This is a genomic window from Paenibacillus sp. strain BS8-2, from assembly GCF_054483835.1.
In genome coordinates this window covers 75,123-91,334 of record NZ_CM137010.1, presented here as the reverse complement: position 1 = coordinate 91,334, position 16,212 = coordinate 75,123, and the positions used below count along the sequence as shown (strand labels likewise).

Genomic DNA, 16,212 nt, shown 5'->3' with positions numbered 1-16,212 from the left:
ACATGCTCGTTTTCGATCCTCTGCTATACTGAACTTAATCGGGCACCTATTTATAGCAGATGGTGTTCAATATTACCAATGTGAATAACATGCAAAGGAAGTCTGCCATGAAGTCTGGTCTATTACGTAATCTTTCGGGCGTGCTGCGGCAAGCCAGCATACGACGAAGATTTCTGACCGCTATGATTCTAGTCGCGCTGCCTCCTCTAATGATTCTGGGTTACTTTTCTTACAATATCGCCAAAGATACGCTTGTAGACAATCATAATGAGAGAAATGCGGGACATCTGCAAACCGCCAGCGAAGTGGCAGATCTGCTATTGCGCAATATCATAAACATGAACCGGATCATATTATCCAATGATGAATTAAGGGAACAATTAATCGCAAGCGGGGCGAACGAAGGCAATAAGCAGGACTTTCTCGATGTGCGAACGGCGAACAAGCTGCAGAACATCGTGGTCGCCAACCTTTTCGATACACAAAATATCGAGTCGATTTGTTTGTTCGATCGTAACTTCCGATCCGTATGTCACGGCCGATCCGAGCACGGGGGGAAGTATGGCACGGATGAGACAAGACGGGAGATTGTGGACACGGATTGGTATACCGAGGCGGCAAAGGCTAAGGGCAAGGAAGTTTTCTTCGGGTTCAACGTACTAGGGAACTCGAGTGAAGGCGAATCGTTCTCCAGCGTCAAGCTGTTGCGCGATCCCAATCGGTTAACGGCCGGTATGATGGGGCTGCTCGTCATTAATATTAAGACCTCGATCTTTGATCAGGCGGTGAGCGGCAGCGGACAAAACGGTTTTCTCATCTTAGATGCGTCCCATAAGCCGGAGCCGGTAGCGGTTTATGACCTGACGCCGGATGTGACGAACAGCATCGGGCTTGGATCAAGCTTGGACGAAACCGTTCAAAGGCTGCAAGATGCGGACAACATCGTCAATCAATTTACGAATGCGACAACCGGCTGGAGATTTATACACTATGTGAAAATGAATACGCTTTTAAGTCAATCTGACCGGATCGGTTCCATTACAATGCTTATCTCAGCATTAATGGCGGGCGTTGCGATACTCGTTTCTTATATCATCTCAGGCACGGTAACTCGACCTCTGTTGCAGCTCAAAAAGATGATTGTAGAATGGGCGACGGGGAGTCCCTCCAGCGAAGGAGCGTTGGCTACACCGTTTGCAACAGACGAAGTTGGCGTTATCGGAGCGACCTTCCGGCGCATTACGTTTGCGAATAAACAACTTAGCGAGCGGCTGCTCCAATCGGAGCTCAAAGAAAAGGAAGCGGAGCTGCGGTCGCTGCAGGCGCAGATCAAGCCTCACTTTCTGTATAATACGCTCGATTCGATTTATTTCATGGCGCTTCTGGAGGAGAAGAAGGATATCGCCCAAATGGCGCTCTCACTCTCGGAGAGCTTTAAGCTCAGCTTAAATAAGGGCAAAGAGTTGATCCCCGTATTCAAGGAGCTTATGCACATTGAGCACTACATGATTATTCAGAACATGCGTTACGACAATCGTTTCCGCTATGAGGAAATGGTTGATGAGGAGATCAAGGTATACGAAATTATGAAGCTGCTGCTGCAACCGCTTGTGGAGAATGCGATGTACCACGGACTCGAACCGAAGGTGGGCGAAGGCATGATCCGACTGATTGGGCGGAGAGATGGTGATTACCTTGTTTTCTCTGTATCCGACGACGGCGTCGGTATGGACGATATCAGCAAGACGGATCAGGGCTATGGTATACGAAATGTCCGTGAACGCTTGATATTGTTTTACGGAGCCAAGAGTTCGTTCCATATTGAGAGCGAGGCAGGCAAAGGCACATACATCGAGATGAGGTTCCCTCACCAGGGAAGGAAGGGAGATGAATCCGTCCATGCTGAAGGCGGTGCTGTTTGACGACGAACATATCGTGCTTAAAGGATTGATGAAGCTTATCGTATGGTCGGAGTGCGGGGTAGAGCTAGTGGCGACGGCACAGGACGGCATATCCGCTCTCGAAGCATTCAGATTACATAAGCCGGATATCGTCATGACGGACATCCGCATGCCTGGAATTGACGGGCTCGAGCTGATTCGTACGATTAGGGAAGAGGCGCCGGATACGGCTTGTATCGTTTTTAGCGGCTACAACGAATACGATTACGTGAAAAAGGCGATTCAACTGGGCGTCATCGATTATTTGGAGAAGCCGATCACACTTGACAAGATTCGTGAGGGTATTGCCAAGTCCGTCTCCCGCATCCATGATAGGTCCGAGATGAGCGAGCTGAAGGAGCGACGCAAGCAGGATCTCTTAAGTATGGCGACACTTGGGCTGCTTCATCGCGGCAAGGAGGCCGAAGCGAGTTGGCTGGCGCAGTTCGGTGAGAAAGCAGGCGAGGTTAAGGCAGTATCTGTACTAGCCGCATCACGGCCTGAATTTCGAATGGTTGAAAGTACAGCCTATCATGCTGTAAACGTGTCGAACGGGAGAGAGAATCTGATCGTTCTGTTCCATTTCCACATCGATGGAGAGGAGTGGAAGCATGGGCTGGCTGATCTGGACCATCTCACGGTAGGGTCAGGACGTATTTATCCATCTTTAGCAGAAGCGTCGAAAAGCTATAAGGAGGCGCTTCGGGCGCTGCGATACGGACAATATCTTGAAGGGATGGGCTGGATCCCATTTGACGAGCTTGGGGATCACCATACTGTATCGCCTAACGTTTCGGAGAAGGAAGAAGAGCTGTTGTTCGACCTGAGGTTAGGCGACAAAATAAACTTCATGAGCAAATTAGACGATTATCTGGCCAAATTTAAGTCCAGTACGATTGATCCCGACGTAGCCGAGATTGAACTGCTTAAGTTGGTTCTTCATTGCGCAGAAGCGGCAAAGGAAACGGGCAGCAACACGTCAGAGTTGCTTCCTCCCGGTTATGCGCCGCAACGCGAGCTTCGAGATGCGCAGACCAGAGGAGAGGTGGCTAGCTGGCTGAGGCTGGAACTGGAACGGATTATCGATTGGGTCGTCGGTGTGAGACAGCGCTCCAAACATTTGGCGGTAGAGAAGGCGATTCGTTATGTGAACGATCATTACGGCAAGGACCTTACGCAGCAAGAGGTGGCGGATTACATCGAGATGAATGTCACGTATTTCAGCCTCCTGTTCAAGGAGGAGATGGGCATGTCCTACATCAAATATGTGACGACCATCCGAATGGAGAAAGCCAAGGAGTTGCTAGCCGAGGGCACATCCATCCAAATGATCAGCGAAAAGGTAGGTTATTATCACGCTAGGCATTTCGCAGAGGTATTTAAGAAGTATACCGGACTTACACCTGGGCAATATCGGTCGAAAGGGATGGGTACATGAAGAGATTAGCGCCGTCCTTGGTCAAACTTCCTGGCTTATTCGCTGCCGCTATTCTGCTGTTGCTCACTAGTTGCAGCCAACCTTCGCAGCCAATGTATATTGAAGTGTTGCCGAAGACCTCCATCCTGTACCTGTCCTCCAATAAGGAACAGGAGGGAAGCGCGAGAATTATAAGTCAATTATCCAAGGATTACGGGGCAAATACACCGGGCTTTTCGTTCGAATTCGAGAATGTGGCGGAGAGCGATCTATCCCAGCGCGTACAGCTTCTGGCGGCTAGTAACGACTTGCCCGTACTCTTCAGCTACCAGTCCGGTAAGCCCTTAATTGATTTGATCCAAAGTGATGCCTTATTGGATCTCGAGGATACCTTTGACGAGCTTGGTATGCTAGATGCGTTAAATCCTGCAGCCGTAGAGCTGCTGAAGGCTTATGCAAACGGTGAGGGGTTATACGCGCTGCCGCTGGAGCTTAATATTGAAGGCTTCTGGTATAATAAGCAGCTATTCGATGATTACGGGATCGAGGTGCCGGAAACATGGAACGACATGCTGGCGGCGGCAGAGAAGCTGTACAACAACGGCATTCAACCGTTTGCGGTTGCAGGTAAGGAAAAGTGGCCGATTACCCGGCTGATTAATGCTTATGCGATCCGGGTGTATGGGGCTGATGTCATGGAGCGAGTAGATAAGGGCGAATTGACATTGACGAGCCGCGGCTTCGTCGAAGCGGCGGCAACGGTACAGAGGATGGGGCTTGCAGGTTACTTCGGTTCGCGCGTTAACACTGTTGATATGGCATCCTCTGTGAATGATTTCCTGCAGGGGAAAGCCGCGATGTTCTATATGGGGAGCTGGCAGCTGCGGGCGTTTAATGATGAGTCCCAGAACAAGATTGGCGAAGACAATATCGGCTTCTTCAGTATTCCGCTCGTAGAAGGAGGCAGCGGGAGCCTCGACGAATATCCTGTCAACGCGGGGCTAACGACTTCTTTCTCTAAGGCGGCTTACACACCGGAGGTTGGCAAGTGGATTAAATTTGTGTTCGAGCGATACGGAGCGCGAGCGATGAAAGAGCTTGGCATGATTACTGGCTTCCAAGTCGAGCATACACCTAGCGACTTGCCGCCGCTTACCAAGCTTGTACAGGAGAAAATCAATGAAGTAAGCAAAGGGGCGCTTTGGTTCGAGGCGCGATTCGATACAAATGCCCAGCTGCTTGCATGGGATCAAGCCCAACTGCTGGTCACGGATGAAACGTACGAACCCTTACGTTATTTGACGGCACTACAGGAACAGCTAGATCGTGGCAGGTAGGAGTCGGGCGAGGATTGAGGGAAAAGAGATTGCGAGAGTAACAGCCAGCAGTCTCTTTTTCCTACTTGTATTATTACTCTCTTAGTTCCTTTCGCAATTTCTCTCGGAGTTCCTCTCGCAGTTCCTCTCGCAGTTCCTCTCGGAGTTCCTCTCGGAGTTCCTCGTCTAGCTTCTCATCTAGCTCGTCTCCCGATCTCTATCTTCGACTAGCATGCTTGGGAGCAGGTGTGAAAGAAGGCGGGAGGGTGATAGGCTTATTGAGAGGTTGAGTGACAAGCGTGCGGTGAGCGGAGTGGAAGAAGGATGGAAGGAAGGTAGTTATGCAAATTTTGCAGTCGGGAGAGAAGAGAGGGAAGTGCCAATGAGGACCGCAAGGTCCTTTTTTTGTTGAATTTGCGTATTGCTTCGACTTTTTCTGCTCGACAACAAACTGATTTTCGAGAAAACTCATAGAAGTAACATCTGCATCTCGGCCCCCATTGCGCATTACCTGCGTCCAAGCACGTACCCATGCAACTGTGCCCACCATAACTCATATCTCCAATTTCGAGACTTAATTTTAACGAGCCTATAAATCTGAGCTCCAGCAACTCCGTGATGGAGCGGACACAGCGCAGCAGTGCGCTGCAACTCGAGAAAATAGGGTCGCCACGCCCTCCGCGCCCTCCACCCGACACCGCCGCGAGCAACGAGGCTCTCTTTTCCGAAAAATGCGGTATCCAGACAAAAAATGACGCGCTTATGAGATCGCGCAAACCCCTTTAGAATTAGAGATGTAGCAAGTAATCATGACTTAATCACAGGGGGTATATCCAATGAAGTTTCTGAATCGTAAATCGTTTGCGGTTGTTTTCGCCTCGACTCTTCTCGTCCTCAGCGCGTGCAGCTCAAACAACAATGGCCCGAGCGCCCCAAGTCCGACGAACAGCCCAAGCGCGGGAGCGGAGCCGACCGCAAGCACTAGTCCAAGCGCAGACCCAGTCACGCTGACGATGCTCGTATCTGGGGCTAAGGCTGCCGAAGGAGCGGACTTCGAGCTAGAGACGCTGCCTAAGCTCGTGAAGGAAAAGTTCCCGAACGTGACGCTTGAGGTACAGAAGTTGCCTGACGAACAATATTACACGACCGTGAAAACAAAGCTTGGAGCTGGCGAGGGTCCAGACATCTTCCTCGTATTCCCGAACATGGCGAATATGGGAGCGATCGAAGTAGCGAAAGCCGGTTATGCAGCCGACCTATCGGATTTGTCCTTCTGGGATCGAGTTAGCCAAGCTGCTCAGAATGATATGAGCTTCGAAGGCAAACCATATGCGGTTGCCAAAGGTATGGATATTCTCGGCACATATTACAACAAGTCGCTGTTCGAACAAGCAGGCATTACGGAGCTGCCGCAAGATTGGGCAAGCTTCCTCACAGCCTCGGAGAAACTGAAGTCTGCCGGCATTACGCCAATCGTTATGGGCGACAAAGATCCGTGGGTGATCCAGTTCGGCATGTATCAACTAGCAGCCAACAGCGTATATCCATCCGATCCTGATTTTGACAAGAAGCTGCAAACCAAAGAAACTGCTCTGACGGACGAGAAGTGGGTCAAGACGATCGGCCAATATAAGGAGCTGTACGACAAAGGTTACGTGGCTAGCGGATCCTTGGGAATGGCTAGCGCTCAAGCTGCTCAACAATTTGTTGATGGCAAAGCGGCTATGATTTTCACTGGAACGTGGGATCTCCCGGGCTTAACGGCAACAGGCGCTGCGGAATTTGAACGTGGATTCTTCTCGCTTCCGGGCAATGACGCAGGCCAACCGGTATACGCATCGGCAGCAACCGCCGCTGGATATGCGCTGAACGCCAACTCGCCTAACCTTGAGATCGGCAAGCAAGTATTCGAATATTTGTACGACGGCGAATCTCCGCTATTCCAAGCCTGGATAGAGTCCAACCCGTCGATTAGTGTATTCAACGGCGTCGAGCTCAAAAATCCGATTTTCCAAGATGTGCTTACGAACATTCAAGAAACGGGCAACGCCTTCTACTTCTCCAACCAAATGTGGCCAGCCGGCGTGAGCGATGTGATGCAGTCGAAGTTCTCAGAAATCATCGGCGGAATGAAGACGACAGCCGAAGACGTGACCAAGTCGATGCAGGACAAATATACGGAACTATTCAAAGAATAGAAGTTTTCCGTCCTCGGGGAGGCCGTCAACATGAGGCTTTCCCCGTATGACCGGAATGAGGAAGGGAAGAAATCAACATGAATAGTGCGGTCATGAGAAAAACAATGTACCTTTTTGTGCTGCCAGCGCTCATCTTTTATTGTATCTTCTGGATTTTTCCGATTCTTAAACTCTTTCAGTACAGCGTCACGGATTATAACGGTTACGTCCAAAGCTTCCAGTATGTCGGTTTCGACAATTTCAAGAAATTGTTCGGAGAAGAAATTCTGAGCGTTTCGATCAAAAATACACTGGCGTACACCGCCATCACGGTTGTGCTTGGCAACGCGATCGCGTTAATGCTGGCCCTCCTGCTCAATGCGAATATACGTGCCAAAGGGTTCTACCGGTCGGCTTTTTATATCCCCACCTTGTTCAGCGCGATCGTTGTCGGTTTCATTTGGAGCTATGTCTATATGCCCGATGAAGGTCTCATCGCTTCCTTCTTGTCCAAACTCGGCTTGCAGGGATGGGATACAAACTTCCTCGGCAGCTACTCCAAAGCGCTGTATTCGATCATCGCAGTTGATATTTGGAAAAACATCGGCACGAGCGTAATCATTTTTTTGGCAGGTTTGCAGACGGTTCCGAGCGAGCTGCTTGAAGCAGGCAAAATAGATGGGGCAGGCAAATGGAAGCTGTTTCGTTTTATTACGCTCCCGATGCTGGCCACCTCCGTCACGATTAATATTACGTTAAGTGTCATCAATGGCTTGAAGGCATTCGACTTCCCATTCGTCATGACCAACGGCGGTCCAGGTATTTCTACTAATACGCTTATCTATGCTATGTACAAGATGGCGTTCACCGATCAATTGTTTGGCAAAGCTGCGGCGCTGGGCCTTATTTCGTTCGCAATCATTATCGCCATTACGATCGTTTGCGTGCTGACGCTCAACAAGAAGGAGGTGCAGGCATGAATTTGGCGGCAGGGTGGAAACGTTTCGGTACGCATGCGCTGCTACTCGCGCTGGTTTTCGTTAATCTCATTCCGTTAATTATTGTGTTATCGAGCTCGCTGCGTTCTCCTCGCAACATGACGAACCCGCTGAATTGGTTCAACGAATGGTCTATGGAGAGCTTTGCATCAGCGTACAGCCGCATGCACTTTCCCATTGCTTTATGGAACAGCATCGTACTCACCGTTGTATCAGTTTTCTTTGTTGTGCTATTTGCAGCGATGGCTGCTTATCCAATGGCACGTATTAGAAACCGGTTAAGCAAATTTCTGTACATGTTCTTTCTATCGGGTCTTGTCGTGCCGGGTCAGATGGTGTTGATCCCGATCATTCAAATGATCAAGGGGCTGGGCATTCCGCTGGGACAGTATACGCCAATTCTTATGTTTATTACATGCAGCTTGCCGTTCTCGACCTTTCTGTACACGGGTTTTATCCGGAGCAGCGTGCCAGAGGAAATTGAGGAGGCGGCTTATATCGACGGAGCGGGCTTGCTGACCAGGTTTTGGCAAATCGTGTTCCCGCTGCTGCTCCCCGTCACCGTGTCTGTCGTAATTACGCAAGGCGTCTGGATATGGAACGATTATTTCTTTAATATGGTGTTCATCACCAAATCGATTGACTCTCCGTTGCCAGTCGCGATGTTAGGTTTCCTTGGGGATCAGCAGAATCCGGCGCAATGGAACGTGTTGTTCGCCGCTTGTATCCTTTGCGCGATGCCGCTGCTTTTGATGTTTTTTGCCTTGCAAAAATATTTCGTGGGCGGTCTGACGATGGGATCGGTCAAAGGGTGAAGCGTGGAAGGAGATATTGACTTTCCGATAAAAGGAGCTGATTAAACGTTGACTCTCTTTATCCGGGGGATGAGGCAAATATCTGATATAAAGAGTTCAAGGGGCGCGGCGACTAGCTGCGTCCCTTCGCGTGTTGTTTGGGCGTAATGCCATACGTACGCTTAAACATCCGGATAAAGTAGCTGGTGTCCATGCCCAGCATCTCTGCGACACGATCCACTGTGATGCCGGGCTCTTCTTGGAACAGCTGCAACGCTCGCCGCATACGAAGCTGGAGCATGTATTGCTGAGGAGTAGTGCCGTAGCTTGCGACAAATAATCGGTGGAAGTGCTGGACAGAATAACCTGCTGCCCTGGCCACGTTGGATAACAGCAGCCTTTCGCTGTAATGATCGTGAATCAGCTGTACGGCTGCTTGTAGAGCAGAATTGGGCTGATCGGCGGGAAATATTTTTTTGGCAGGCTTCGTGTTGGGATATTGTCCTTCCATAAAGGCAAGAAGAAGGTCGTACAATCGTCTTGAAGCATCATAGGCATGCTCGCCGACTTGATTGATGGTATGCCAGATGCCCTCCAGCCGGAGCCAGAGATCGTCGAAGTTGGGCGCCTCGAGCACGCGCTGTGAGAGAAGATCCATCTGCCCCAGCAGGACATCCGCCACTCCGCCATGGAAGGCGATGAAACCCAGATCCCACTTCTCCCCCGAGTCGTCCGGACGGTAGTGATGCCCGATATGGGCGGGGAGGAGAAGCGCCTTACGCGGCGTCAACTTGTATTCGTGGCCTTCGACCGTCCGGAAAGTACCTTCTCCCCTTCGGGTGAGGAACAGCTGATGTGCGGGATATCCGTTCTCGCGCCGGTCTATCTCCTTCTGCTCGTGACTGCCAACGCAAAGCACGTAAAGCGGGAGATGCTGCTCTAAATTCTCATTATCCGCCAAGAGGAAAGGCATCATCGGTTTTCACTCCTTATGTTAGGATCGGACGATTTCTTGTCAGTTCTGTTCTATGAGTATACCCTGCAAATGGACTATGATCAAAGAATAATAAGAGAATAATACGATTATGAGGTGGATATCAAATATGACGATCAAACAAGCGCCAATAAGCCCGAAACTGCCCGTGCTGATGCACGGAGCCGACTATAATCCCGACCAATGGCTGCACGATCCCGCTGTGCTGGAGGAAGATATCCGGCTGATGAAGCTTGCTGGATGCAACGTGATGGCAATCGGCATCTTCTCTTGGGCAGCTTTGGAACCAGCGGAAGGAGAATTCCGATTCGAATGGCTTGATCAGGTGCTTGAGCGATTCCAAAAAAATGGCATTTATGCGTGGCTGGCTACGCCGAGCGGCGCGCGTCCCGCTTGGTTATCCGCCAAATATCCGGAGGTGCTGCGAGTCGGAGCGAATCGCGTTCGCAACCTTCACGGACTTCGGCATAACCATTGTTTCACTTCCCCTGCTTACCGAGAGAAGACGGCTATTATTAATCGCAAGCTAGCGGAGCGTTATGCCGAGCATCCTGCGGTCGTCGGCTGGCATATTTCCAACGAATTTGGAGGAGACTGCCACTGCGACCTATGTCAGGATGCGTTCCGGAACTGGCTCAAGGACAAATACGGCACGCTCGATGCGCTCAATATGGCGTGGTGGACATCTTTCTGGGCACACACGTATACGGACTGGGCTCAAGTAGAATCGCCGGCTCCGCATGGAGAGAGCATGGTGCACGGTCAGAATCTGGATTGGCGTCGATTTATTACGGATCAGACAATCGACTTCTGCAAGCATGAGATTGATGCCGTCAAGTGGGCTAATCCCGCTTTGCCTGCCACGACGAACATGCATCTGATCGAAGGACTGGATTACCGCAAGTTCGCTGACATACTGGATGTTATTTCTTGGGATGCCTATCCAACCTGGCATGACAACAAGGATGATAGCAAGCAGGGAGCAGCCATTGCGTTCAACCATGATCTTTTCCGCACGATTATGAATAAGCCGTTCTTACTTATGGAGAGCACGCCAAGCAGCACGAACTGGCAGGCGGTGAGCAAGCTGAAGCAGCCAGGCATGCATCGCTTATCCTCTCTGCAAGCGATTGCGCATGGCTCGGATTCGGTGCAATACTTCCAGTGGAGAAAGAGCCGAGGATCCAGCGAGAAGTTCCACGGAGCGGTCATAGATCATGCCGGCCACGAGCATACCCGCGTATTCCGCGATGTAGCCGAGCTGGGTGTAACACTTGCCGATATTTCACAAGTGACGGGTACTGCGACGCCTGCAGAGACAGGCATACTGTTCGATTGGGACAACCGCTGGGCGGTAAAGGACTCACAAGGCCCGCGGAACTCTGGACTGCATTATGAAGCAACCGTCATGGATCATCACCGAGCATTGTGGGAGCATGGTGTGCCGACTGATATCATCGGAAGCGAAGCCGACTTCTCCGCTTATAAGCTAATCGTCGTGCCAATGTTATATTTGTGCAGGGAAGAGACGGGACGCAAGCTGGAGGCGTTCGTTGAACAGGGCGGCACGGTGGTTGTGACCTATTGGTCCGGCGTTGTCAACGAAAATGACTTGTGCCATCTGGGCGGCTTTCCGGGACCGCTTCGCAAGATGCTCGGCATCTGGGCGGAGGAAATCGAAGGACTGCATGATTGGGAGCGCAATGGACTCATTATGCATGACGGCAACTCTCTGGGTCTGTCTGGTCAATTCGAGTCGCGTGAGCTCTGCGAGCTAATCCATCTGGAGGGAGCGGAAGCGCTGGGCAGCTACACGGACAGCTTCTTCGCGGATCGGCCAGCACTTACCGTCAACAAGCTGGAGCAAGGCAAAGCGTATTATATCGCCACTCGTCTCGGCGACGATTTCCTGCTTGCCTTCTATCAGGCTGTGACGGCGGAAGCAGGAGTTGCGCGTGCGCTGGATACCGTGCTGCCGGCTGGTGTTACTGCACAGATTAGAACGGACGGCATCTCAGATTTCGTCTTCCTGATGAATTTCTCGGGCAGCACAGCGCAAGTCGAGCTGGACGGCAGAACGTACAGTGATCTGGAAAGCGGAGAGTCGGCAGAGGCTGTGATTCAGCTGCCAGTCAATGGTATCCGGATGCTCAAACGGACAACGGCAGACCGCGCTTAATGAATATAGACGGTATAACAACAAACCTCGCACAAGGGCGATATTCGCTCTGCGAGGTTTTTTCTTATGTTCTTTAATCATTCCACAGCGGCTAATGGCTGATAATGTTGGATGAATTAGACATACTAACCTGGAAGCGTCAGGTATCAAACTCAGGTGAGGAGGGAATAAGGTGCAGGATCGTCGGTGGGGAACGCTTCTTCTTATGTTTTTGTTGCCGATTCTGTTGCTTGCGTGCGGAGACTCGTCGCCAGCAACGAATGTGAAGTCTGGCAAAATATCGGAGGCGGAGCGGCTGCTGATGGACTATATCCGCCGGGAGCAGCTAGGCGATTTCGGCGTTAACACCAATCGTATTGAAAGTGACCAAAATGAGGATGCGGCAAGCGGTCACGAAGTGCTTAGCGAATCGGCGGGTATCATGCTGCGTTATTATGTGACGAGACCTAATCAGCATCTGTTTGATAAAACGCTGGAGCAAGCCAAGGACCTCTTCGAGCAGGAAGGCGGCTTCAGTTACCGGTACAGCCCCAAGCAAGACAAACGTTTTGATGCCAACGCGGCAGTTGATGATCTTCGTATCATCAGAGCGCTCTACGAGGGAGCGGAGGTGTTCCGTCACAGCGCTTATCGTTCCGAAGCCAAGCGTTATGGCGAAAGGCTGCTGGAACATAATGTGCAGAATGGCAATCTTTACGATTTTTACGATATGAGGCTCAAGCAAAGAAACGGCTTTCTCACATTATGTTACGCGGATCTGAGAACGCTTCAGTATATCGCCGACCATAACCGAGAGGCGGATAAGCTCGCGGAGCGGATGCTTGCTGTCGTGGAGGGCGGCTATCTTTCTGAACAATTCCCTTTCTATGAGACCCGTTATAACTATGAGAGCGGACGATATGAGTCGGATCGAATCCATATGGTGGAATCGATGCTGACAGTCCTTTCACTCGCGGAAATCGGTAAGGAACGCCAGGAAAGCATGGACGCGATTAAGAGGATGGTAGCAAGCGGGGAGTTGTATGGTCAATATGACAAGGCCGGAACTCCGCTTAGCGATATTCGTTCAACGGCATTATATGCGATCGCCGCACTGATTGGGCGCGAGGTTGACGATAAAGCGCTCTATGAAGATGCGATTGCACATATGGTCGAGTTTCAAATCATGGATGTTCATTCTGTGTTATATGGTGGATTTGGAGATCCCGTCACCCGGCAAGCATATTCGTTCGATAACTTGATGGCGCTGCTTGCACTGGCTTCATAACCTAAGACCGCTCAATGGATGGAGGCGTAAGGATGCAGGAATGGGTGCCTGGAAGAGGAACGACGTTATCTAGGACATCAAAACGATTACTGCGATATATGTCGCCATCGATTCTTGCTGCCATGCTTGTTGGGGTAGTATCTGCCGTTGCATTATTTATTCCTCCGTACGTCGGGATGGCGGACAACGGCGATTTCTCACGGATCATTTACGGGAACGGGTTATACTTCAATGCGCCGGACTATATCGATCAATATTTCGGCTATTTTATAAGGCAATACGGGATCATGCAATATTACAACGAATATTCGGAGGCGTTGTTTTCTTCGCAGTCTTTGTTCATTCGATTATCCCTTTGGATCAACCGTTTGTTCGTCAGCGATGTCATCTTTGATATTCGGGTGCAGGCTGGGGTATTGTGGGTGCTGCTTGTTGCGGCTGTTTATTTGCTGGTCGAAGGGTTAACTTGGAGAACGCCAAACAAGTTAGGATATCCCATTGCTTTCCTAGCGGTGTTTATCTTCGGAGATACTGGCTACACGGCTTACTTAAATTCCTTCTACGGGGAGAGTATCGTTCTGCTGATGTCGTTGTTCGTGGTCTCTTCATTGTTGCTTCTGTGCCGCAAACGATTTAATGATTATGTCCTGCTCGCGATATTGGCAACCGCAATGCTGCTGCTTACGACTTCCAAGCAACAGAACGCGCCGGTTGGGATCATAGCCGGAACGGCGGGGTGGGTCATTGTATTCGCCAACAAGTCGCGCACGTACCGCTCCATTGTCTGTGGCATGCTTGTCATGTTTATCGTTGCGGGAGCTGCGACGTATGCGTTGATCCCACAGCAATTTGTCCATATCAATCAGTATCATGCGATGACTCGAGGCGCTTTGTTAGTGTCGGACAACCCCGAGGAGACGCTTCGCCACTTCGGAATCGACAGGCAATACGCACTGCTTGCGGGCAGTAATTATTACGAGCGCTACACAACCGTTGATGTGGATGCTCCTTTGCTGGAGAACACCTTTTATGACCGGTATGGCTTTACATCGTTAGTAGGATATTACCTTGCTCATCCTGGTCAGACAATCAAGCTGCTTCATTTGTCTGCTCGTCATGCATTTACGATACGGCCGCCTGCAATGGGTAATTTTGAGCGAGCCGAGGACAGACCTTTTGGCGCGCACACTTCTTTTTTTTCAGCTTATAGCACTTACAAAGAAGCGGTTGCTCCGCGAACCTTCGGTTTCATCCTGCTCTGGATGGCGATCATTATCGGCTTCTACTTCCCCTCCTTTCTGCGAGCATATAAGGCCAAGGCTTGGCGACAGGCGATTAAGCTGCCGCTGCTTGTGATGTTTATTCTAATCGGGTTGTCTGGAATTGCTGTATCTCTGATCGGCGCTGGCGATGCCGATCTATCCAAGCATCAATTCCTGTTCACCGTGATGTTCGACATCGTATCGTTTGTAGCCGTGTCAGATCTGATCATGAGTTGGTACTGGCGGTCGGTGAGACGGGCAGGAAGGGGGGCATTAACATGAGAGCGAGTTTTTTAAGCATGTCGAAGCTCCTGATGATGTTCCTTGTAAGTCTGATGATATTGTCGCTATCGTCGAATCCACGCGCAGCGGCTAATCCTGTCGCAAAGGATGTTAACCTGCTCGTTGTTTATGACAGTCTCGCGATTGGAACGCCGAACAGTGGCAATGTAGAGGCATTGCTGAGATTGTTATCGGCCATGGGCGTGCATGCGGAGCTCTTGCGGCTTTCGGATCAAGCCGTACCACCTCTTCGTGATTATGATGCGGTGATCGCGATCCGCAATCATACAGAACTAGAGGGCGGTTACGCTAAGCTGCATGAGGAATTATCGAATTATAAGGGTCATTATCTACATGTCGGAGCAGGGATGGACGAGCAGCGGGCAGCATCGCTTCAGCTGATTCAAGGGATATCGGAGCTTGGAGAAGCTCGTCTGTCTGTGGGGCCGCTGCGGCTTGCAGACTTTGTTCGTGCTCCCGAGCGGCTGCCTTACATCTCTTCTGCCCTGGGGACCTCGTATGGCCGGGTCGTATGGACCGAATTAAGCAGAGAAGCGCCATTTGGCGTTCGTCTAGGCACAACGGCATACGTGCCCGTTTTCCGCAAGGGAGCGCCTTCTTGTATAGCGCTGGGATATTTAATTCGGGATTGGCTTGGCCTCAGCAGGCAAGGCCATGCGTATTTGGTCTATAAGGAGATATATCCGTTCTCCGATTTAGGGCTGCTGCACGATTTGTCCGGCGAGCTCTATCGGCTTGGGCTCCCGTTCATTTATTCCGTAAGACCCGTGTATCGCAATACGGATTTCCCTGCCATGAAGCGGTATACGGAGATGCTTCGGGGGGCTCAGTCCCGCAACGGGACGATCTTTGCCAATGCTTCCGTGTTGTCGCCAGCAGCCGGGATCGAGACTAGCACATTGAAGGAGAAGACGGAAGTATTTTTGAACACGCTGGCAGAGAACGATATCGTTCCGTTGGGAACCGGCGCGGATGCGGCGTATTGGTGGCGGGAGGAAATGGGCTACGTCGAAGATGGCATGGAGCCCTTCGATTCGGCACTCCTGTTCGCCCCGCCCGACCCTTCCTTACTGGTTGGGACAGAAGGGATTCCGACACGCGTATTTGCATCCTCCATGTTAGACACGGCTTGGCACGAGATCGAGCCGTATTGGCAAAGAGGTGACGTTGAGACATTACCGGTCGATTTGGCCATTACATTGGACTTCTATTCATCCCAAACAGAGATGGAAGAGTCCCTTCTGCGGTTGAGGGATAGCCGAATCCCGTTCGCGGATTACAAGTATGGAGAACATGAGACGCGCACTACTCGGCACATCATGGGTTCGCGAGACGGTATTCTGTACTTGGATGGTGAGCAGGTAGGACTCAGTCAAACGATTGAGGAGGTCAGTGATGAATTCGATTATGGGCAAGATGGGCCAAAGAGCTTCGAGCGGTTGTTTACGATTCAAAATTACATTTATCTGACCATCATCGTGTTCGCACTTGTTGTATTCGGAGCTATTCTGCTTGTCGGCTACCGATTGTATCGTCGCAAATATATGAAAGGCGGAGGTGACTAG

Annotated in this window: 11 protein-coding genes; 10 read left to right on the top strand and 1 reads right to left on the bottom strand. The window is 50.8% G+C overall.

Going from position 1 to position 16,212, the window contains the following annotated elements; translation table 11 throughout:
- The first annotated feature begins 107 nt into the window (after window positions 1-107).
- The 6 genes from ACX1C1_RS00360 (at window position 108) to ACX1C1_RS00335 (ending at window position 8,663) form a co-directional block, all read left to right on the top strand.
- Entirely contained in the window at window positions 108-1,922 is a 1,815-nt protein-coding gene (locus ACX1C1_RS00360; protein ID WP_458955220.1) for a sensor histidine kinase, read from the top strand.
- Window positions 1,888-3,378, top strand: coding sequence for a response regulator (locus ACX1C1_RS00355; RefSeq protein WP_458955219.1), 1,491 nt, complete (start codon window positions 1,888-1,890; stop codon window positions 3,376-3,378). Before ACX1C1_RS00360 ends, ACX1C1_RS00355 begins: the two co-directional genes overlap by 35 nt.
- Window positions 3,375-4,694, top strand: coding sequence for an ABC transporter substrate-binding protein (locus ACX1C1_RS00350; protein WP_458955218.1), 1,320 nt, complete (start codon window positions 3,375-3,377; stop codon window positions 4,692-4,694). Before ACX1C1_RS00355 ends, ACX1C1_RS00350 begins: the two co-directional genes overlap by 4 nt.
- A gap of 815 nt (window positions 4,695-5,509) precedes the next feature.
- The gene (locus tag ACX1C1_RS00345; protein WP_458955217.1) at window positions 5,510-6,871 is read left to right on the top strand and encodes an ABC transporter substrate-binding protein; all 1,362 of its coding nucleotides are present in this window, start codon (window positions 5,510-5,512) and stop codon (window positions 6,869-6,871) included.
- A gap of 77 nt (window positions 6,872-6,948) precedes the next feature.
- Entirely contained in the window at window positions 6,949-7,830 is an 882-nt protein-coding gene (locus ACX1C1_RS00340; RefSeq protein WP_458955216.1) for a carbohydrate ABC transporter permease, read from the top strand.
- Window positions 7,827-8,663 carry a carbohydrate ABC transporter permease gene (locus ACX1C1_RS00335; protein ID WP_458955215.1) on the top strand — a complete coding sequence of 279 codons (837 nt, stop codon included), beginning with the start codon at window positions 7,827-7,829 and terminating at the stop codon, window positions 8,661-8,663. The genes ACX1C1_RS00340 and ACX1C1_RS00335 overlap by 4 nt, the downstream gene beginning before the upstream one ends.
- A 112-nt stretch (window positions 8,664-8,775) precedes the next feature.
- Here ACX1C1_RS00335 and ACX1C1_RS00330 read toward each other — a convergent pair whose 3' ends face one another.
- Window positions 8,776-9,618: a helix-turn-helix transcriptional regulator gene (locus tag ACX1C1_RS00330; protein ID WP_458955214.1), complete on the bottom strand. Its 843-nt coding sequence runs from the start codon at window positions 9,616-9,618 to the stop codon at window positions 8,776-8,778.
- Between the two features lie 127 nt (window positions 9,619-9,745).
- Here ACX1C1_RS00330 and ACX1C1_RS00325 point away from each other — a divergent pair, with 127 nt between their 5' ends.
- The 4 genes from ACX1C1_RS00325 to ACX1C1_RS00310 all read left to right on the top strand — a co-directional run bounded on the left by ACX1C1_RS00325 (window position 9,746) and on the right by ACX1C1_RS00310 (window position 16,212).
- Window positions 9,746-11,815, top strand: coding sequence for a beta-galactosidase (locus tag ACX1C1_RS00325; protein WP_458955213.1), 2,070 nt, complete (start codon window positions 9,746-9,748; stop codon window positions 11,813-11,815).
- Between the two features lie 172 nt (window positions 11,816-11,987).
- Window positions 11,988-13,082: a hypothetical protein gene (locus ACX1C1_RS00320; RefSeq protein WP_458955212.1), complete on the top strand. Its 1,095-nt coding sequence runs from the start codon at window positions 11,988-11,990 to the stop codon at window positions 13,080-13,082.
- 32 nt (window positions 13,083-13,114) lie between these two features.
- Window positions 13,115-14,626, top strand: coding sequence for a glycan biosynthesis hexose transferase WsfD (gene wsfD, locus ACX1C1_RS00315; RefSeq protein ID WP_458955211.1), 1,512 nt, complete (start codon window positions 13,115-13,117; stop codon window positions 14,624-14,626).
- Window positions 14,623-16,212, top strand: a complete 1,590-nt coding sequence (locus tag ACX1C1_RS00310; RefSeq protein WP_458955210.1) for a hypothetical protein — start codon at window positions 14,623-14,625, stop codon at window positions 16,210-16,212. The genes wsfD and ACX1C1_RS00310 overlap by 4 nt, the downstream gene beginning before the upstream one ends.

Bases quoted from the DNA above. Each gene is read 5' to 3' on its own strand.
- ACX1C1_RS00355 (WP_458955219.1), top strand. From the start codon at position 1,888: ATGAATCCGTCCATGCTGAAGGCGGTGCTGTTTGACGACGAACATATC.
- ACX1C1_RS00345 (WP_458955217.1), top strand. From the start codon at position 5,510: ATGAAGTTTCTGAATCGTAAATCGTTTGCGGTTGTTTTCGCCTCGACT.
- wsfD (WP_458955211.1), top strand. From the start codon at position 13,115: ATGCAGGAATGGGTGCCTGGAAGAGGAACGACGTTATCTAGGACATCA.
- ACX1C1_RS00310 (WP_458955210.1), top strand. From the start codon at position 14,623: ATGAGAGCGAGTTTTTTAAGCATGTCGAAGCTCCTGATGATGTTCCTT.
- ACX1C1_RS00360 (WP_458955220.1), top strand. From the start codon at position 108: ATGAAGTCTGGTCTATTACGTAATCTTTCGGGCGTGCTGCGGCAAGCC.
- ACX1C1_RS00330 (WP_458955214.1), bottom strand. From the start codon at position 9,618: ATGATGCCTTTCCTCTTGGCGGATAATGAGAATTTAGAGCAGCATCTC.
- ACX1C1_RS00350 (WP_458955218.1), top strand. From the start codon at position 3,375: ATGAAGAGATTAGCGCCGTCCTTGGTCAAACTTCCTGGCTTATTCGCT.
- ACX1C1_RS00335 (WP_458955215.1), top strand. From the start codon at position 7,827: ATGAATTTGGCGGCAGGGTGGAAACGTTTCGGTACGCATGCGCTGCTA.
- ACX1C1_RS00325 (WP_458955213.1), top strand. From the start codon at position 9,746: ATGACGATCAAACAAGCGCCAATAAGCCCGAAACTGCCCGTGCTGATG.
- ACX1C1_RS00340 (WP_458955216.1), top strand. From the start codon at position 6,949: ATGAATAGTGCGGTCATGAGAAAAACAATGTACCTTTTTGTGCTGCCA.